Raw genomic sequence first — 19,162 nt, forward strand, 5'->3', positions numbered from 1 at the left:
GCCGCTGCAGTTTTTACCTCGCGCTGACACAGCATTTTCTCGGGAATAACAATATCCACGGACGACAGGTTTTTATTGGCAAAACGCCAGGCCTGGGGCGCGCGCACCGCCGGCGCCCCTTGGCGCAATAATGAGTAAGACCCTACACAGAACCGGAGACAGACAATGAATAAGAAGGTTTTCACCCTGGCCGCAACGGCCGCCGCGATGATGTTCGGCGCCGCAGCCCATGCAGATACCCGTATTGGCGTCACGATTTATAAATACGACGACAACTTTATGTCGGTGGTGCGCAAAGCGATTGAGAAGGACGCCAAAGCTTCTCCGGACATCACCCTGCTGATGAATGACTCGCAAAACGACCAGTCCAAGCAGAACGATCAGATTGACGTGCTGTTGGCCAAGGGCGTCAAGGCGCTGGCGATCAACCTGGTCGACCCGGCCGCCGCGCCGGTGGTGATCGACAAGGCGCGCGCAAACGATATCCCTATCGTGTTTTACAACAAAGAACCGTCCCGCAAGGCGCTGGACAGCTATGACAAAGCCTATTACGTCGGTACCGATTCCAAGGAATCCGGCGTGATCCAGGGCGAGCTGATCGCCAAGCACTGGCAAGCCAACCCGGCCTGGGACCTGAACAAAGACGGCCAGATCCAATACGTGTTGCTGAAGGGCGAACCGGGCCATCCGGATGCCGAAGCGCGCACCACCTACGTGGTGAAAACGCTGAATGAGAAGGGCTTCAAAACCCAGCAGCTGCAGATGGATACCGCGATGTGGGACACCGCGCAGGCGAAAGACAAAATGGACGCCTGGCTGTCCGGCCCTAACGCCAACAAGATTGAAGTGGTGATCGCCAACAACGACGCCATGGCGATGGGCGCGGTGGAAGCGCTGAAGGCCCACAACAAATCCAGCATTCCGGTGTTTGGCGTGGATGCGCTGCCTGAAGCGCTGGCGCTGGTGAAATCCGGCGCGATGGCCGGCACGGTGCTGAACGACGCCGACAACCAGGCGAAAGCCACCTTCGAACTGGCGAAAAACCTGGCCGCCGGCAAACCGGCCGCCGACGGCACGCAATACAAGATCGAAAACAAAGTCGTGCGCATTCCTTACGTTGGCGTAGATAAAGACAACCTGTCTCAGTTTGTGAAATAAGCGCTGAGATAACCCGCAATGACCCCGCCCGCGGCCGCCAACACCAGGAAAGCCGCGGACGGGGAAATTTACGATTAAAAGACCGATAAGCCAGGTGTATTTATGGCCGACAGCCCACGCGAGTTTCTGCTGGAAATGGCGGATATCAACAAGTCGTTTCCCGGCGTCAAGGCATTGGATAATGTGAACCTGCGCGTTCGTCCGCACTCCATTCATGCATTAATGGGGGAAAACGGCGCGGGGAAATCGACGTTATTGAAATGCCTGTTTGGCATTTATAAAAAAGACAGCGGCAGCATCATTTTCCAGGGCCGGGAGGTGGACTTCAAAAGCTCGAAAGAGGCCTTGGAACACGGCGTTTCCATGGTGCATCAGGAGCTGAACCTGGTGTTGCAGCGCACCGTGATGGACAACATGTGGCTGGGGCGTTACCCGACCAAGGGCATGTTCGTCGATCAGGACAAGATGCTCAAAGATACCCAGGCGATCTTCGACGAGCTGGATATCGATATCAACCCGCGCGACAAGGTGGGCACCTTGTCGGTATCGCAGATGCAGATGATCGAAATCGCCAAGGCGTTTTCCTACGACGCCAAGATTGTGATCATGGACGAACCGACCTCTTCGCTGACGGAGAAAGAGGTGAACCACCTGTTCACCATTATCCGCAAGCTGAAAGAGCGCGGCTGCGGCATAGTGTATATCTCGCACAAGATGGAAGAGATCTTCCAGCTGTGCGACGAGATCACCATCCTGCGCGACGGCCAGTGGATCGCCACCCAGCCGCTGGAAGGGCTGGATATGGACAAGATCATCGCCATGATGGTCGGGCGATCGCTCAGCCAGCGTTTCCCCGATCGCCAGAACACGCCGGAAGAGGTGATCCTGGAGGTGAAAAATTTGACCTCGTTGCGCCAGCCGTCGATCCGCGACGTGTCTTTCGATCTGCACAAGGGGGAAATCCTCGGCATCGCCGGGCTGGTGGGCGCCAAGCGCACCGACATCGTGGAAACCCTGTTCGGCATCCGCGAAAAGGTGGCGGGCACCATCAAGCTGCACGGCAAACCGATCAACAACCACTCGGCCAATGAAGCGATCAACCACGGCTTTGCGCTGGTTACCGAGGAGCGCCGCTCCACCGGGATCTACGCCTATCTGGACGTGGGTTTCAACTCGCTGATCTCCAATATCCGCAATTACAAAAACAAGATTGGCCTGCTGGACAACGCCCGGATGAAGAGCGACACCCAGTGGGTGATCGACGCCATGCGGGTCAAAACCCCGGGGCATCACACCCATATCGGCTCGCTGTCCGGCGGCAACCAGCAGAAGGTGATCATCGGCCGCTGGCTGCTGACCCAACCGGAAATTCTGATGCTGGACGAGCCGACGCGCGGCATCGACGTGGGGGCCAAGTTCGAGATTTATCAGCTGATGACCGAGCTGGCGAAAAAGGGCAAAGGGATCATTATTGTCTCGTCCGAAATGCCGGAGCTTTTGGGAATTACCGACAGAATACTGGTGATGAGTAATGGTCAGGTTGCGGGCATCGTCAACACCAAACAGACCTCGCAAAATGAAATCTTACGTCTCGCATCCCTGCACCTTTAAGGATCAGAATTATGAACGCGCTGAATAAAAAAACCTTGTTCACCTACTTCAAGGAAGGTGGCATTTACGTGGTATTGCTGGTGCTGCTGGCGATCATTATTATCCAGGACCCGACCTTCCTCAGCCTGATGAACCTGAGCAACATCCTGACCCAGTCCTCGGTGCGCATCATCATCGCGCTGGGCGTGGCCGGGCTGATCGTCACCCAGGGCACCGACCTGTCCGCTGGGCGCCAGGTCGGCCTGGCGGCGGTGGTGGCGGCGACGCTGCTGCAGTCGATGGACAACGTCAACAAGGTGTTTCCGCACATGGAAACCTGGTCGATTCCGCTGGTGATCCTGCTGGTGTGCGCGGTGGGCGCGGTGATCGGTCTGGTGAACGGCCTGATCATCGCCTATCTCAACGTGACGCCGTTCATTACCACGCTGGGCACCATGATCATCGTGTACGGCATCAACTCGCTGTACTACGACTCGGTCGGCGCTTCGCCGGTCGCCGGCTTCGATCCGAAGTTCTCGACCTTCGCCCAGGGCTTCCTGCGCTTCGGCGACTTCAAGCTGTCGTACATTACCTTCTATGCGGTGATAGCCATCGTGTTCGTGTGGATCCTGTGGAACAAGACCCGCTTCGGCAAGAATATCTTCGCCATCGGCGGCAATCCGGAAGCGGCCAAGGTCTCCGGCGTCAACGTGCCGTTGAACCTGATCATGATCTATGCGCTGTCCGGCGTGTTCTACGCCTTCGGCGGCCTGCTGGAAGCGGGGCGCATCGGCAGCGCCACCAACAACCTCGGCTTTATGTATGAGCTGGATGCGATCGCCGCCTGCGTGGTGGGGGGCGTGTCCTTCGCCGGCGGGGTGGGGACGGTGCTGGGGGTGGTGACCGGGGTGATTATTTTCACCGTCATCAACTACGGCCTGACCTATATCGGCATCAACCCTTATTGGCAGTACATCATCAAGGGCAGCATCATTATCTTCGCGGTGGCGTTGGACTCGTTGAAATACGCCAAGAAGAAATAAGCCTCGGCGCCAGAAAACACCACGGCCAGCATTCATTGCTGGCCGTTTTTTATCCGCTCGCCGGGTCAGGGCTTCCTGGCTTTTTGTTTCTCTTCCGCCAGCTTGTGTTCCAGTTCGACCAGCTGCTCCGGCGAAACCGCCGGATAGCCCTGGGCGTCTTCCGGCACGGTGTGCATGGCGGAAATCGGGATCAGCGGGCCGAGGAAGCGCGGTTCGCGCTTGAGGATGTACAGGTCGGTCAGGGCGCCGAGGCGGGCGAAGATCTCGCGAACGCGCACCGTCATCATGTCTTTCGGCGAAGGCACCGCGTAGCACTGAGCCTGGATGCCCATATGCAGGGCGATAAACAGCGCCCGCTCGCAGTGGAAGCGCTGGGTGATGATGATAAAGTCGTTGGCGTCGAACACCTTGCGGGTGCGCACGATGGAATCCAGGGTGCGGAAGCCGGCGTAATCCAGCACGATGTCGCTCGGCGCCACGCCGGCGGCGATCAGATCGCGACGCATGGTCATCGGCTCGTTGTAGCTTTGCTGGGCGTTGTCGCCGCTCAGCAGCAGGTATTTTACCTTGCCGCTGTTGTAGGCGTTGATCGCCCCCTGAATGCGGTAGCGGTAATACTGGTTAATCACCCCGGTGCGGTAATATTTGGCGGTGCCGAGCACCACGCCGACCTGGCGATGAGGCAGCCCCTGCAGTTCGTCATAGACGTAGGGCGCGGTTTTCCAGCTGATCCAACGGTCGAGCGCGATCGCCGAGAGCATCAACATCGCAATGATGATGAACAGGCTGATTATCAGGCGTTTCCACATGTTGTTGCCTTACGCGCTGGGGGGGCTAAAAAGATGGATCAAGGCTACTTTACCTGACTGGCCGACGCAAGCTGTCCACCGCCTGAAGCACGTGCGGTGCCGCATTTTTCGGCGGTTTTAGGCATAAAAAAAGGCCCGGCTCGCCGGACCTGGTTTTTTGAACGCGCAAATCAGAACGAGGTGCGCTTGTAGCTGCGGTACTGCGGCCGCCAGAAGTTGTGCTCAATCGCCTTAGACAGCGCCTCTTCGGAGGTGACCATCGCCACGCCCTGCAGCTGCGCCGCCTTGCCCACTTCCATGGCGATGCATTTCGAGACGCCCTGAATGTCATCGATGTTCGGCAGCAGCGCGCCGTGGCCGTCGGTGGCCAGCGGCGAGCAGTCGGCCAGCGCGCGGCTGGCGGCCATCAGCATGGCGTCGGTCACGCGAGTGGCGCCGGAGGCCAGCACCCCAAGACCGATGCCCGGGAAGATATAGGAGTTGTTGCACTGGGCGATCGGGAACAGCTGCTCTTTATAGGTCACCGGCGCGAACGGGCTGCCGGTGGCGACCAGCGCGGCGCCTTCGGTCCAGTTGATGATGTCTTCCGGACGGGCTTCCACGCGGGAGGTCGGGTTGGACAGCGGCATCACGATCGGGCGCGGGCAGTGCTGATGCATTTCGCGGATCAGCTCTTCGGTGAACAGGCCCGGCTGGCCGGATACGCCGATCAAAATGGTCGGTTTGGCGTTGCGCACCACGTCCAGCAGCGAGATGGCGTCGCTGTCGGTCCGCCAGGCGGCCAGGTTTTCGCTCTTCTGCACCAGCTTGCCCTGGAAATCGAGCAGGTTGGGCAGCTTGTCGGTCAACAGGCCGAAACGGTCGACCATGAATACGCGGGCGCGCGCTTCGTCTTCGCTCAACCCTTCGGACTTCATCTGCGCGATGATCTGTTCGGCGATGCCGCAGCCCGCCGAACCGGCGCCCAGGAAGGTGACGGTCTGGTCGCGCAGCTGGCTGCCGGCGGCGCGGCTGGCGGCGATCAGGCTGCCGAGGGTGACGGCGGCGGTGCCCTGAATGTCATCGTTGAAGCAGCAGATTTCATCGCGATAGCGGTTCAGCAGCGGGGTGGCGTTGTTCTGCGCGAAATCTTCGAACTGCAGCAGTACGTTCGGCCAGCGGCGCTTGACCGCCTGGATGAACTCTTCGACAAAGGCGTGGTATTCGTCGCCGGAGATGCGCGGATGGCGCCAGCCCATATACAGCGGATCGTTGAGGCGCTGCGGGTTGTTGGTGCCGACGTCCAGCACCACCGGCAGGGTGTAAGCCGGGCTGATACCGCCGCAGGCGGTGTACAGCGACAGCTTGCCGATAGGAATGCCCATGCCGCCGATGCCCTGGTCGCCGAGGCCCAGAATGCGCTCGCCGTCGGTGACGACGATCACCTTGACGTTTTGCTTGGTGGCGTTTTGCAGCATGTCGTCGATGCGGTCGCGGTTCGGGTAGGAGATGAACAGCCCGCGCGCGCGGCGGTAGATATCGGAGAAATGCTCGCAGGCTTCACCGACCGTCGGGGTATAGATGATCGGCATCATCTCGCTCAGGTGCGAGTCCAGCAGGCGGTAGAACAGGGTTTCGTTGGTGTCCTGAATGTTGCGCAGGTAGATGTGCTTGTCGTTGTCGTTCTTGAAATCCTGGTACTGACGATAGGCGCGTTCAACCTGTTCTTCGATGGTTTCCACCGCTTCCGGCAGCAGGCCGTGCAGGTTGAAGTGGCTGCGTTCTTCCTCGGTGAAGGCGCTGCCTTTGTTCAGCAGCGGAAATTCCAGCAAAATCGGGCCGGCGTAAGGGATGTAGAGAGGGCGTTTGCTTTCGTATTCTAGTTCCATCAGTTTTACTCTTTACGTATCAGATAACTTTATTGCTGCCGATCCTAAAAGATAGGGAGAATATGTACAGCATTTGTTGCCAAATGATGAACCAGGTTGGCGCAATTATCGACAATCAAATGATTTTTTAACTAAAGAAAGTGTTTTGGAAGATGAATGGCATTGTATTTGGCGGGCCGGGCTGTTAATGGCGGCGCCGGGCGGCTCCGCCATCTTGCTGCGCCCTACATTAGAAAGCGACGCGGCTGACCTGCTGGCAGCCCAGCGCCGCCAGCGTGGCGCGGGTGGCGTCCCACTGGCTGAAAATGGCGCCCTGCGGTTCGGCCAGCACGGCGCGGCGGATCTTCAGGCAGTCGCCGCCCGAGACGTTCAACAGGATCAGCGCAGCCTGCAGCGGCGGCAGGCTCGGGTTGAAGGCGGCGTTCTCGGCATAGCGGCCGGCATACAGCGTGCCGTCTTCGGCTTCCAGCGCCACGCCGCTGTGGGCGTGGCTGTAAGGCGCGTGGCTCTGGTTGGCCGCCGCCAATGCGGCCTGCGCCAACGGTTCGGTCAGCGCCAATTGATAGCCGTGGTCGACCTGGTCCATCAGCAGCGTGGCGATATCCAGATCTTTCGGGCCGAAGGCGTCCGGCAGGTAATCCGCCAGCGTCGCCGGCGCGCGGCCCGGCAGGCGGATCTGCAGGCTGGCGCCGCTGTTCAGCTCATTCATAAACTGCCGGCAGTGGCCGCACGGCGTGTAGTTGACGGTGATGGAGGCCAGCGCCGCTTCGCCGCGCAGCCAGGCGTGCGTCACCGCGCACTGCTCGGCGTGCACCGTTTGCTGCATCGGCGCGCCGCTGAATTCCATATTGGCGCCAAAGTACAGGTTGCCGCTCTGCCCGCGGGCGATGGCGCCGACGTGAAAATGCGATATCGGCGTTAACGAGCAGGCCGCCGCCAAAGGCAGCAGGGCAAATGCCAGGGCATCATCATCCAGCCCGCTGCGCTGCCGGATCGCCTCTGCCTGCTCCGCCGTGAACATCGCCGGAAAGTCAGGCGCATCGAGATAAGGCAGCAGGGCGGATTGCAGTGTCGCGGACAGTTCGCTGAAGGCGGTGTGAAAACGCGGGTGCATAGAAAGTCTCTCTACAGGTTAACGGGGTAACATTCTAGGCAGCCCGGCCAAATTAAAGTGTGATTCATCTCTCTTTATTGATGAAATCAATGCAATGAAACATATAAATGCGAGATGTATCGCAAGCTTTACCGGCTCAGGCGAACAGGTGCAGCAGCACCGGGAACAGGAACGGCGCCAGCAATGAGGTGATAATCCCGCAGATCACCAGCGCCAGCGAGCCGAAGGCGCCTTCCTGGTAATCCAGCTCCGCGCAGCGCGCGGTACCCAACGCATGCGAGGCGGTGCCCATCGCCAGCCCGCGCGCCGAGCGGGTAGTAATGCGCAACAGGTTGAACAGCGCATGGCCGAACACCGCGCCGAGAATGCCGACGAAGATCACGCACACCGCGCTGATCGCCGGGATGCCGCCGAGCGATTGCGCCACCGCCATGGCGATCGGCGTGGTGACCGATTTAGGCATGATCGACGCGGCGATCTCCGGCGTGGCGCCCATCCACAGCGCGATGGCGCCGCCGCTGATCATCGCGGTGATGCTGCCGATAAGGCACACCGCAATAATCGACTTCCAGCGGGCGCGGATCTGGTGCAGCTGTTCGTACAGCGGGAAGGCCAGCGCCACCACCGCCGGCTGCAGCAGGTCGTTGAGAATTTTGCTGCCCTGAAAATAACGCGCGTAGGGAATGCCGGTCAGCAGCAGCAGCGGAATAATCACCGCCATGGAAACCAGCAGGGGATTCAGCAGCGGCATGTTCAGCCACTGCGCCAGCCGGCGGGCGGCGAAGTAGACCGCCAGCGTCAACGGCAGGGACCACCAGATTTCATGGATCATTGTTCGTCCTCCGGCTTGCCGATAATGCGGCGCTCGCGATGGAAATAGTGCGAGCTATAGCCGACCACCACCAGCACCATCAGGGTGCTGATAAGGCAGGAAACCACCAGCGGGCCTAGGTGTTCGACGATCTGGCCATAGTATTTCATCACCCCCACGCCGATCGGCACGAACAGCAGCACCATATAGCGGATCAGCAGATGGCAGCCGGGTTTGACCCATTTGGCCGGCAGGATCTGCGTCGCAAGCAGGGCGAACAGCAGCAGCATGCCGATGATGCTGCCGGGAATGGCGATGGGCAGCAGCGCCGCCAGGGCATTGCCTACGAACAAACAGAGGTAGATGAGGACGAGCGCCCTCAGGTATTTCCAGCAGACAGTGAACACGTTGGCCATCACCCTTTCCCGCTTAATTGATGTATTCATCATACAATTAAACTGTGAGCCATGCCACAGATCGCACCATGAATTCTCGCTATGCCCGTCATGCCTGTCAGGCGGGTTGACAGTCGGTTTTAAGTGTAGCCTGCCCGCTCATTCCGCGCCCCCGGCGACGGCCGCAGGCCGCTGCGCCAGGCGGTGGCCGAGGAAAAAGAACAGCAGGCTCAGCAGCGCGGCGCCAATCAACATCACGAACATCAGCTGCGGTGCGGCATAGCTGAGCAGCAGGCCGCAGATCACCGGATTGACGGCGCCGCCCAGCGCGCTGAGGTTTTGCACGCCGTAGTAGCTGCCCTTCAGGTGCTGCGGGGCGATAAAGTCGATAAACATGTATTCCACCGGAATAACGACGATCTCCCCCAGGGTAAATATCGCCATGGCGACCACCCACAGCCAGAGCGACTGCCCGGCCAGCATAAAGCCGAGCAGCCCGACGATAAAGAACAGGGTGCCCAGCACCAGCCAGCGCAGCATGTTTTCCTGGCGCATGCCGCGGCTGAGCAGGTACTGCAGGGCGATAACGATGCAGGCGTTGACGATCATCACCAGCCCGATGATTTTATAGGCGAATTGCGCGCTGGATACGGTGATCAGGTATTGCGACAGGTAGCCGGTAAACTGGCCGAATACCACCGCGCCCAGCGTGCTGCCCAGGGTGAAGTAAATCAGCCGCCGATCGTTGCGCAGAATGGCCAGCGTCTGGCGGAAGTCAGGCAGGGCGGCGGCCTCTGCCGCAGGGGCCGCGACTGCGGGTTGCTGCCGGCGCAGGCGCAGGCTCAGCGCCGCTACCGTCAACAGCGCCAGGCCGCCGGAAAGGTAGAACGGCAGCAGCGGGCTGAATCCGGCCACCATCACCCCGAGCGAAGAGCCGACCGCCCAGCCGACGTTGACCAGCGTGTAATTGATTGAGAAAGCCTTGATGCGCTGCTCCACCGGCAGCCACTCGGCGAAGCAGGCCTTGATGGTGATGCTCAACACCGAATAGCAGGTATGCAGAATGGCCAGCACCAGGATGGCGCCGCCGGGGCGCGGGATCCAGGGGATGGCGAAGAAGCTCAGGGCGAACAGCAGGATGGACAGCAAAATCAGCCGGTTCTTGCTGAATTTGTCCACCAGATAGCCGCCGTACAGGCTGGCGAGAATGCCGATGGTCAGGCTGATGCCCAATATGACGCCCACGCTGTTCGGCAGCAGCCGGAAGTGCTCGGTAAGGTAGATGGTAATGAACGGCAGCGTAACGCCGCGGCCGATGGTCAGCACCAGCGAGCTGGCCAGCAGCGCGTTGATCAGCGGTGGGAATCCCTTCATGTCGGACCTGTTTATGCATACAGTTATTGGCGATGCTGATAACAGTAGCGCATTTTGCTCGGCAGGGAAGGGGGAAGAGGAATAATTATTTGAAAAAAGAGGCTGCGTCGGCAGCCTCGCAAAAAACGGGATTATTGGCTGTGTTTGGCCTGCAGCGTGGCGAACCACGGCTGGATGAAGTCGCTGCTGGTGCCCCAGCCGGGGATGATCTTCGCCAGCCCGGCGACGTTGACCGGCCCCGGCTGCGCGACCAGCAGCGCCTGCGGAATGGCGGCGGCCTTGAACTGGTAGGTGGCCGGCGTCGCGTCGCCGGCGATCTTGTTGGCCACCAGCCGCAGATTGACCGCGCCGATAAGCTTCGGATCGACCGCCACGCTGACCCGCCACGGGCTGTTGGCTTCGCGCATCAGCTGCAGATCCTGATTGGAGATGTCGATGCTGTATAGCTTGATCTCGGTGCGGCCATTTTCCTTCAGCGCTTTGTAGGCGCCCTGGGCAAAGGCGTCCCAGGTGCCCCAAATGGCGTCAATCTTGCCTTTCGGGTATTTCGCCAACACCGCGCCGACCTTGTTGGCGGTGTCGCCCTGCACGTCGGACGATACGGCGCCGATCGACTCCAGCTCATGGATGCCCGGGTTCTGTTTCAGCAGCTGCCGATAGGCGGCCTGACGGCGCTCCATCGGCGGGAAACCGGCCACCCACAGCTTGATGATGTTGGCCTTGCCGTTGAAGTCCTTGACCAACTGGCCGAAAGATTCGTTGGCCAGCGAAGCGTCGTCCTGCTGCGAAACTGTCACGCCGGGAATGCTGGCGCTGACGTCGGTATCGAACGCCGAGACGGCAATGCCGGCCGCCGCAATGCGTTTTACCAAATCGGTGGAATAAGGGGCGCGGCCCTGCGAGAGGATAATGCCGTCGTATTTCTGGCTGATGGCCTGATTGACGAAGTCCTGGAAGCGCGCGTCGTCGCCGTTGCTGAGGAAGGTGTCCACCTTGAAGCCCAGCTTGCGGCCTTCCTGAATGGCGCCGGCCAGAAACTGGGTGGTGTTGTCGTCGGAACCCAGGTTGCGGATCACCGCAATGCGTACCGGCCCCTGATGTTGAGCGATGGCGGCCGGCACCGGCGCGGCGTTTTCCGCGGCGGCCAGCGGCAGGGCGGCCAACAGGCTGAGGGCCAGCAGTGAAGTCTTGAGGTTTTTCATTATTATTGGCTCCAAAAAGCAGGTGAGAACGATCCCGGGGTGCGGCTCCAAGCAGGCGAACGTATAGCGGTCTTGCTGTCTGGACGTCTATTTGTTGGGTCGGAGCATCATAACCAGTTGCGCGCGAATAAGGAATCGGCCGGTTATGACTTTTTGTCGGCGCTTATAGCCGTTGGTTTGGCAGGCAATAAAAAGGGCCGAGCAAGCTCGACCCTTGAAGAGAGGCATAATGCGGTTATTTCACCTGCATGCCCGGCTGTGCGCCGCTGTCCGGGCTGAGCAGGAAGATTTCTTTCCCGCCCGGGCCGGCCGCCATCACCATGCCTTCAGAGATGCCGAAGCGCATTTTACGCGGCGCCAGGTTGGCCACCATGATGGTCAAACGGCCTTCCAGCGCTTTCGGGTCCGGATAGGCCGAGCGAATGCCGGAGAAGATCTGGCGCGACTCGCCGCCCAGATCCAGCTGCAGCTTCAGCAGCTTGTCGGAGCCTTCGACAAAATCGGCGCTCTTGATCAACGCGATGCGCATGTCCACCTTGGCGAAATCGTCGAAGCTGATGGTGTCCTGGATAGGATCGTCGGCCAGCGGGCCGGTCGCCGGTGTGGCGGCGATCATGTCTTCTTTCGACGCGCCGACCATTTCGTTGACCTTGTCCAGATCGATACGGTTGAACAGGGCCTTGAACGCGTTGACCTGGTGACCCAGCAGCGGCTGCGGGATGGCGTCCCAGCTCAGTTCGCTGTTGAGGAAGGCCTCGGCGCGCTCGGTCAGCGCCGGCAGCACCGGCTTCAGGTAGGTCATCAGCACGCGGAACAGGTTGATGCCCATCGAGCAGATGGCCTGCAGATCGGCGTCGCGGCCTTCTTGCTTCGCCACCACCCACGGTGCCTGTTCGTCCACGTAGCGGTTGGCCAGATCGGCCAGCGCCATGATTTCGCGGATCGCGCGGCTGGACTCGCGGCTGGCGTAGGCGTCTGCGATGCTTTCCGCCGCGTCGACGAAGGTCTGGTACAGCGCCGGATCGGCCAGTTTGTCGGCCAGCTGGCCGCCGAAACGCTTGCTGATAAAGCCGGCGTTGCGCGAAGCCAGGTTAACCACCTTGTTGACGATGTCGGCGTTCACGCGCTGCACGAAGTCTTCCAGGTTAAGGTCGATATCGTCGATGCGCGAAGACAGCTTGGCGGCGTAGTAATAGCGCAGGCAGTCGGCATCCAGGTGCTGCAGGTAGGTGCCGGCCTTGATAAAGGTGCCGCGCGATTTGGACATCTTGGCGCCGTTCACCGTGACGTAACCGTGCACGAACAGGTTGGTCGGCTTGCGGAAATTGCTGCCTTCCAGCATCGCCGGCCAGAACAGGCTGTGGAAGTAGACGATATCCTTGCCGATAAAGTGATACAGCTCGGTGCTGGAGTCTTTGCGCCAGAATTCGTCGAAGTCCAGATCGCCGCGCTTGTCGCACAGGTTCTTGAACGAGCCCATGTAGCCGATAGGCGCATCCAGCCAGACGTAGAAGTATTTGCCCGGCGCGTCCGGGATTTCAAAGCCGAAGTAAGGCGCATCGCGGGAGATGTCCCACTGCTGCAGGCCGGACTCGAACCACTCCTGCATCTTGTTCGCCACCTGCTCCTGCAGCGCGCCGGAACGGGTCCAGGCCTGCAGCATTTCGCTGAACGACGGCAGATCGAAGAAGAAGTGTTCGGAGTCGCGCATCACCGGCGTGGCGCCGGACACCACGGATTTCGGATCGATAAGCTCGGTCGGGCTGTAGGTCGCGCCGCACACTTCGCAGTTATCGCCGTATTGATCCGGCGACTTGCACTTCGGACAGGTGCCCTTCACGAAACGGTCGGGCAGGAACATGCCTTTCTCCGGATCGTACAGCTGGGAGATGGTGCGGTTCTTGATAAAGCCGTTTTCTTTCAGGCGACCGTAGATCAGGTTAGACAGCTCGCGGTTTTCATCGCTGTGGGTCGAATGATAGTTGTCATAGCTGATGCCAAACCCGGCGAAGTCCTGTTGGTGCTCCCGGCTCATTTCCGCGATCATTTCTTCCGGCTTCACGCCCAGCTGCTGCGCTTTCAGCATGATCGGCGTGCCGTGCGCGTCGTCCGCACAGATGAAATGAACTTCGTGGCCGCGCATTCGTTGGTAACGAACCCAGATATCCGCCTGGATGTGCTCGAGCATGTGGCCGAGATGGATGGAACCATTTGCGTACGGTAGCGCGCACGTCACCAATAATTTTTTCGCGACTTGAGCCATAGTGAGAACTTGCTTTCTGTAATAAATAAAAGGGCCTTCGATGTTAACCGATCGCGCCCCTCGCTGCTAGGGCGGTTTCTTGCAGGTTGTACGCGCCAGCCGCCCGGCAGTTCTGATATGCTTAGCCGGAAGCTACCCATTCAAAATCAAGGAGCCGGGATGAACGCTAAATCCCCCGAGCAGACCAACCCCGAAGTTCTGCGTGCCCTGGTGACCGGAGTACTGGCCGCCTTTGAACACCCGACGTTGAAAAATAACCTGACCGCGCTGAAGGCCATCCATCACTGCGCGCTGCTGGACGACGTGCTGCATATCGAACTGACCATGCCGTTCGCCTGGCAGAGCGGCTTTGAGGCGCTGCAAGAGCGCGTCAGCGCCGAGCTGCTGCGCGTGACCGGCGCCGGCGCCATCGACTGGAAGCTGAAGCAGGATATCGTCACCCTCAAGCGCGCCAACGATCAGCCCGGCATCAAGGGCGTGCGCAACATCATCGCCGTCAGCTCCGGCAAGGGCGGGGTGGGGAAATCCAGCACCGCCGTTAACCTGGCGCTGGCGCTGGCCGCCGAAGGCGCCAAGGTCGGCATCCTGGACGCCGACATCTATGGCCCGTCGATCCCCAACATGCTGGGCACCGAACACGAGCGCCCGACGTCGCCGGACGGCCAGCACATGGCGCCGATCATGGCGCACGGCCTGGCGACCAACTCCATCGGCTACCTGGTCACCGACGATAACGCCATGGTGTGGCGCGGCCCGATGGCCAGCAAGGCGCTGATGCAGCTGCTGCAGGACACGCTGTGGCCGGATCTGGATTACCTGGTGCTGGACATGCCGCCGGGCACCGGCGATATCCAGCTGACGCTGTCGCAAAACATTCCGGTGACCGGCGCGCTGGTGGTGACCACCCCGCAGGACATCGCGCTGCTGGACGCCGCCAAGGGCATCGTGATGTTCGAAAAGGTGCATGTGCCGGTATTGGGCATCGTGGAGAACATGAGCGTGCATATTTGCAGCAACTGCGGTCACCACGAACCGGTCTTCGGCACCGGCGGGGCGGAAAAGCTGGTGAAGAAATACAACAGCCGCCTGCTGGGGCAAATGCCGCTGCATATCTCGCTGCGTGAAGATTTGGATCGCGGCGCGCCGACGGTGATCAGCCGCCCGGACAGCGAGTTCGCCGAGATGTATCGCCAGCTCGCCGGCCGCGTCGCCGCGCAGATGTACTGGCAAGGGGATGCGATCCCGACGGAGATTTCGTTCCGCGCGCTGTAAGGCGCCGAAAGCAAAAACCGGCCAGTTGGCCGGTTTTTTATTAGAGCTGCGGCGTCTGCCGATGCAGATCCGCCCGAGTATAGGGGCGCTCGATATGCGCCAGCGCGGTGGCGATATGTTCCAGCAGGCCCTGCGTCGGCGCCGGCTGCCGTTGGCCCATCAAGGCCAGCGGCACCGCCAGCGTAACGGCGATCTGCGGCCAGGAGAGCTGCGGGCGAGGTTTGCCGCGCTGCAGCCACAGAAACAGCGTGCTGGCCAGATAGCCTAAAATCAGTCCGCTGATCACTTCAGAAGGGGAGTGCACGTGGATAGCCAGCCGCGACATCCCGATAGTGAGGGGCAAGAGCAAACCGGCGACCAGAGCCAGGCTGCGCAGCGGATGGGTGAAGCGCCCGGTCAGCGCCCACAGCAACGGGGGCCAGATGCTGGCGGCAAGCGCCGAATGCCCGCTGAAGCCGGTGAAATCATAACGTTCGCTGCCGATGCCCCAGCCCATAAAGGCCAATTTTGACAGGCAGACTATCCCGCCGGCGCAGCCGAAGATCAGCGCCCATTGCCAGCCGGCGGTTCGGGTGGCGCGAGGAATGGCCAACACGGCAAAAAGAATCAGCGAGCACGGCAGCAGCAGCATGCTGTCGCCAAAAAAAGTCAGAAAATACCAATCCAGCACATCAATCTCCGGTGAACGAGGGTAACGCCCAAAATTGGGGCCCGAGCCAGCGCAGCAGTGTAACCTGCTCGCGTAGATCGCCATAGGCGCAGTAATCTTAAACTTTGTCGCGCCGGCCAGGGCTAAATAGGCGTGCAGCCGATAATATAGAGTGGCGCAAAGCCGGCTGACTCCCTATAATTGTCGCGTTTTAGTTCCCCCCCTTCACACTACGAAATCAGGTCTTTAATTTTATGACTGACAAGCCGCATCAGTGCGTCATTATTGGTATAGCTGGCGCATCTGCCTCCGGAAAAAGCCTCATTGCCAGTACGTTATATCGCGAACTCCGCGACCAGGTCGGCGATGAACATATCGGCGTGATACCAGAAGACAGTTATTACAAAGACCAAACGCATCTGACCATGGAAGAACGGGTCAAAACCAACTACGATCACCCGAGCGCCATGGACCACAACCTGCTGTTCCAGCACCTGCAAATGCTGAAATCAGGCAAGGCGATAGAACTGCCGCTGTACAGCTATACCGAACATACGCGCAAAAAAGAGACCGTTCACCTGGAGCCAAAAAAGGTGATTATTCTGGAAGGGATCCTGCTGTTGACGGATATCCGTCTGCGTCAGGAGATGAACTTCTCGATCTTCGTCGATACCCCGCTGGATATTTGCCTGATGCGCCGCATGAAGCGCGACGTGAATGAACGCGGCCGTTCGATGGATTCGGTGATGGCTCAATATCAGAAAACCGTGCGTCCAATGTTCCTGCAGTTTATTGAACCTTCCAAGCAGTATGCCGACATTATCGTGCCGCGCGGCGGCAAGAACCGCATTGCGATCGATATTCTGAAAGCCAAAATCAGTCAATTCTTTGAATAAAGCCGCTTCATGGCCGGAAAACCCGTATTTCCGGCCTGCGGCCAACTATTTGCGCCCCGGCGTAGACCTTTCGCCCGTTGTGTGGCAATTTTTGTGTAGTTACGCGCTTTGCTTTGATGGAGAAAAGAAATGAGACTGTGCGACCGCGATATAGAAGCCTGGCTGGATAGCGAAAAACTGGTGATTTCACCGCGTCCGCCGATTGAGCGCATTAACGGGGCCACAGTGGATGTCCGTTTGGGCAACCAGTTCCGCGTGTTTCGCGGCCATACCGCCGCCTTTATCGATCTTAGCGGGCCAAAAGACGAAGTCAGCGCCGCGCTGGACCGCGTGATGAGCGATGAAATCGTGCTGCCGGAAGGCGAGGCTTTCTTCCTGCACCCGGGGGAATTGGCGTTGGCGGTTACGCTCGAGTCCGTGACGCTGCCGAACGATTTGGTCGGCTGGCTGGACGGCCGCTCTTCGCTGGCGCGCCTGGGGCTGATGGTGCACGTCACCGCACACCGCATCGATCCCGGCTGGCAGGGCCGTATCGTGCTGGAGTTCTATAATTCAGGTAAGTTGCCGCTGGCGTTACGCCCGGGCATGTTGATCGGCGCGTTGAGTTTTGAACCCTTGTCCGGACCGGCCGACAGGCCATACAACAGCCGGCAGGATGCCAAATACCGCGATCAGCAGGGTGCAGTGGCCAGTCGAATCGACAAGGACTAACGGCGCCGCAAGCACGGCCGCTGTGGCGCTGACAAGAGGGTGGCATGAGAAGACTACTGACGACATTGGTGATTTTGCTGGTTGTGTTGGTTGCGGGAATGTCCGCGCTGGTGCTGTTGGTGAATCCGAATGATTTTCGCGCTTATATGGTCAAGAAGGTCGAGCAGAAAAGCGGTTATCAGCTGACGCTCGAAGGCGACCTGCGCTGGCACATCTGGCCGCAGTTGAGCATTTTGGCCGGCCGTATGACGCTGACTGCGCCGGGCGCCCAGGCGCCGGTGGTGAGCGCTGACAACATGCGCCTCGACGTCAAGCTGTTGCCGCTGTTGTCGCACCAGCTGTTTGTCAAACAGGTGATGCTGAAGAACGCCGTCGTTCGCCTCACCCCGGACAGCGAAGAGCAATCCAACGTCGACGCGCCCATCGCGCCGGCCGGCAAAGGCGGCGAGTCCGTGGACACGCCGTGGAAATTCGACATCGATAATCTGCGGGTGGTGGACAGCCTGCTGATTTGGCAGCGGGCCGATAACGAGCAGATCAACGTCAGGGACATCAACCTCAGCCTGCAGCAAAATGACAAGCGTCAGGCGCAGATGGAGCTGTCCAGCCGGGTGAATCGCGATCAGCGCGATTTGACCTTCACCCTGGCGGCCGATATCGATCTGCAGCAATACCCACGCCAGATCGGCGCTAAGGTGACCCGGTTCAATTACCAGCTGGCGGGCGCCGACATCCTGAACGGCGGCATCAAAGGCGAGGGCAGCGCCGAGGTGGCCTATCAGCAAACGCCGCGGAAAATCGCGCTCAACCAACTGAACGTCAGCGCCAATGACAGCCAGTTTGCCGGCGATGTCAGCGCCAGCCTGGATGACATCCCCACCTACGTGCTGAATCTGACGTCGTCCCATCTCGATCTCGATGCGCTCTCCGGCTGGCAGTCCAGCGCCGGCTCGCCGGAACAGCGCCAGACGATGACCTTCGCGCCGGTGATCGCCAGCCAGGCGGACGATCGGCAACAAAATCTCGACGCGCTGCACGATTTCAATGCGCAGCTCAATCTGCAGGCCGCCCAACTGACCTATCGCGGCCTGAGCATCGCCCAACTAGACGTTCAGGCCGACAACCAGCATGGGCTGTTGACGCTGCATAAACTTTCGGGCCAGGTGGCCGGCGGGGATTTCTCTCTGCCCGGCTCGCTGGATGCGCGCGGCGCCAAACCGGTTATCGCGGTGCAGCCGGTGGTGAAGCAGGTTGAACTGGGCACGGTGCTCAAGGCCTTTGACATGCCGCAGGTGATGACCGGCAAGTTCAGCCTGCAAGGGGAGCTGACCGGCGATCGCCTGACGGCGCAGTCTTTTGAACATCGTTGGCGCGGCACCGCCCGCTTGGCGATGCAGGACGCGCAGCTGCACGGCCTGAATATTCAGCAGCTGATTCAGCAGGCGGTGGCGCGCAACGACGCCAGCGTGCGCGGGCAGGACCAATATCCGCGTTATACCGAGGTTAAACAGCTGGCGGCGCAGGCCAGCCTGGCGCAGGGGACGGTCAAAATCAGCGAGATGAACGCGGAGTCTTCGCTGCTGAATCTGAACGGCGGCGGCACCGTCGATATGCCGGGCAAGCAGTGCGACATGGCGCTCAACGTACGGGTGACCGGCGGTTGGCAGGGGCGCGGCGAACTGATCGAGCAGCTGCAGAAAACGCCGATCCCGTTACGGGTATATGGCCCATGGAACCAGCTTAACTATCAGCTGCAGGTCGATCAGGTGCTGCGCAAGACGCTGCAGAACCGGGCCAAGGATGCGTTGAACAAATGGGCCGAAAAGAACAAGGAATCGCGCGAAGGCCAGGACCTGAAAAAACTGCTCGATAAGCTTTAACCGCCCGGATGCGGGCCTTTGCGGCCCGCATCGCCTGGGGGTCGCCCGCCAATAATTTCCTGACGTTACCTTGATGAAGGTCATGACCGCCCGCGCCGAGATTGTGCAGAGTAGCGCCTCATGATGC

General features: G+C 60.0%; 16 protein-coding genes. 7 read left to right on the forward strand and 9 right to left on the reverse strand.

The window, feature by feature from the left end; genetic code table 11:
- Nucleotides 1-165 precede the first annotated feature (165 nt).
- From mglB to mglC, 3 genes are all read left to right on the forward strand, one after another.
- Nucleotides 166-1,158, forward strand: coding sequence for a galactose/glucose ABC transporter substrate-binding protein MglB (mglB, locus tag CKW09_RS08015; protein WP_061798433.1), 993 nt, complete (start codon nucleotides 166-168; stop codon nucleotides 1,156-1,158).
- A gap of 102 nt (nucleotides 1,159-1,260) precedes the next feature.
- Nucleotides 1,261-2,769 (forward strand): galactose/methyl galactoside ABC transporter ATP-binding protein MglA, encoded by a 1,509-nt coding sequence (mglA, locus tag CKW09_RS08020; protein ID WP_061798435.1) that lies wholly within the window; start codon nucleotides 1,261-1,263, stop codon nucleotides 2,767-2,769.
- Nucleotides 2,770-2,780: 11 nt separating this feature from the next.
- Nucleotides 2,781-3,791, forward strand: coding sequence for a galactose/methyl galactoside ABC transporter permease MglC (mglC, locus tag CKW09_RS08025; protein WP_061798436.1), 1,011 nt, complete (start codon nucleotides 2,781-2,783; stop codon nucleotides 3,789-3,791).
- 65 nt (nucleotides 3,792-3,856) lie between these two features.
- Here the strand turns inward: mglC and sanA are convergent, their stop codons facing one another.
- The 8 genes from sanA to metG all read right to left on the reverse strand — a co-directional run bounded on the left by sanA (nucleotide 3,857) and on the right by metG (nucleotide 13,627).
- Nucleotides 3,857-4,600 (reverse strand): outer membrane permeability protein SanA, encoded by a 744-nt coding sequence (sanA, locus tag CKW09_RS08030; protein ID WP_061798437.1) that lies wholly within the window; start codon nucleotides 4,598-4,600, stop codon nucleotides 3,857-3,859.
- Nucleotides 4,601-4,770: 170 nt separating this feature from the next.
- On the reverse strand, nucleotides 4,771-6,468 hold the full coding sequence (locus CKW09_RS08035) for an NAD-dependent malic enzyme (protein WP_061798439.1): 1,698 nt from the start codon (nucleotides 6,466-6,468) through the stop codon (nucleotides 4,771-4,773).
- A gap of 229 nt (nucleotides 6,469-6,697) precedes the next feature.
- The gene (gene cdd, locus CKW09_RS08040) at nucleotides 6,698-7,582 is read right to left on the reverse strand and encodes a cytidine deaminase (RefSeq protein ID WP_061798440.1); all 885 of its coding nucleotides are present in this window, start codon (nucleotides 7,580-7,582) and stop codon (nucleotides 6,698-6,700) included.
- 136 nt (nucleotides 7,583-7,718) lie between these two features.
- A complete protein-coding gene (locus CKW09_RS08045) occupies nucleotides 7,719-8,414 on the reverse strand; it encodes a CidB/LrgB family autolysis modulator (RefSeq protein ID WP_061798443.1) in 696 nt (231 codons plus the stop codon).
- A complete protein-coding gene (locus CKW09_RS08050; protein ID WP_061798445.1) occupies nucleotides 8,411-8,809 on the reverse strand; it encodes a CidA/LrgA family protein in 399 nt (132 codons plus the stop codon). The genes CKW09_RS08045 and CKW09_RS08050 overlap by 4 nt, the downstream gene beginning before the upstream one ends.
- Nucleotides 8,810-8,947: 138 nt before the next feature.
- On the reverse strand, nucleotides 8,948-10,162 hold the full coding sequence (locus CKW09_RS08055) for an MFS transporter (protein WP_061798447.1): 1,215 nt from the start codon (nucleotides 10,160-10,162) through the stop codon (nucleotides 8,948-8,950).
- Between the two features lie 131 nt (nucleotides 10,163-10,293).
- Entirely contained in the window at nucleotides 10,294-11,364 is a 1,071-nt protein-coding gene (locus CKW09_RS08060) for a sugar ABC transporter substrate-binding protein (RefSeq protein WP_061798449.1), read from the reverse strand.
- Nucleotides 11,365-11,599: 235 nt separating this feature from the next.
- On the reverse strand, nucleotides 11,600-13,627 hold the full coding sequence (gene metG / locus CKW09_RS08065) for a methionine--tRNA ligase (RefSeq protein ID WP_061798451.1): 2,028 nt from the start codon (nucleotides 13,625-13,627) through the stop codon (nucleotides 11,600-11,602).
- Between the two features lie 159 nt (nucleotides 13,628-13,786).
- On the opposite strand from metG, the gene apbC reads away from it, so the two are divergent.
- Nucleotides 13,787-14,899, forward strand: coding sequence for an iron-sulfur cluster carrier protein ApbC (gene apbC / locus CKW09_RS08070; RefSeq protein WP_061798453.1), 1,113 nt, complete (start codon nucleotides 13,787-13,789; stop codon nucleotides 14,897-14,899).
- Between the two features lie 40 nt (nucleotides 14,900-14,939).
- Here apbC and CKW09_RS08075 read toward each other — a convergent pair whose 3' ends face one another.
- The gene (locus tag CKW09_RS08075) at nucleotides 14,940-15,569 is read right to left on the reverse strand and encodes a phosphatase PAP2 family protein (protein ID WP_095096600.1); all 630 of its coding nucleotides are present in this window, start codon (nucleotides 15,567-15,569) and stop codon (nucleotides 14,940-14,942) included.
- 233 nt (nucleotides 15,570-15,802) lie between these two features.
- Between CKW09_RS08075 and udk the strand changes: the two genes are divergently transcribed.
- From udk to asmA, 3 genes are all read left to right on the forward strand, one after another.
- Nucleotides 15,803-16,444 (forward strand): uridine kinase, encoded by a 642-nt coding sequence (udk, locus tag CKW09_RS08080; RefSeq protein WP_061798457.1) that lies wholly within the window; start codon nucleotides 15,803-15,805, stop codon nucleotides 16,442-16,444.
- Between the two features lie 129 nt (nucleotides 16,445-16,573).
- Nucleotides 16,574-17,155 (forward strand): dCTP deaminase, encoded by a 582-nt coding sequence (dcd, locus tag CKW09_RS08085; RefSeq protein ID WP_061798459.1) that lies wholly within the window; start codon nucleotides 16,574-16,576, stop codon nucleotides 17,153-17,155.
- Nucleotides 17,156-17,199: 44 nt separating this feature from the next.
- Nucleotides 17,200-19,035, forward strand: a complete 1,836-nt coding sequence (asmA, locus tag CKW09_RS08090; RefSeq protein WP_061798460.1) for an outer membrane assembly protein AsmA — start codon at nucleotides 17,200-17,202, stop codon at nucleotides 19,033-19,035.
- Nucleotides 19,036-19,162 lie beyond the last annotated feature (127 nt).

Origin of the sequence: Serratia ficaria (assembly GCF_900187015.1) — a bacterium.
Classification (GTDB): domain Bacteria; phylum Pseudomonadota; class Gammaproteobacteria; order Enterobacterales; family Enterobacteriaceae; genus Serratia; species Serratia ficaria.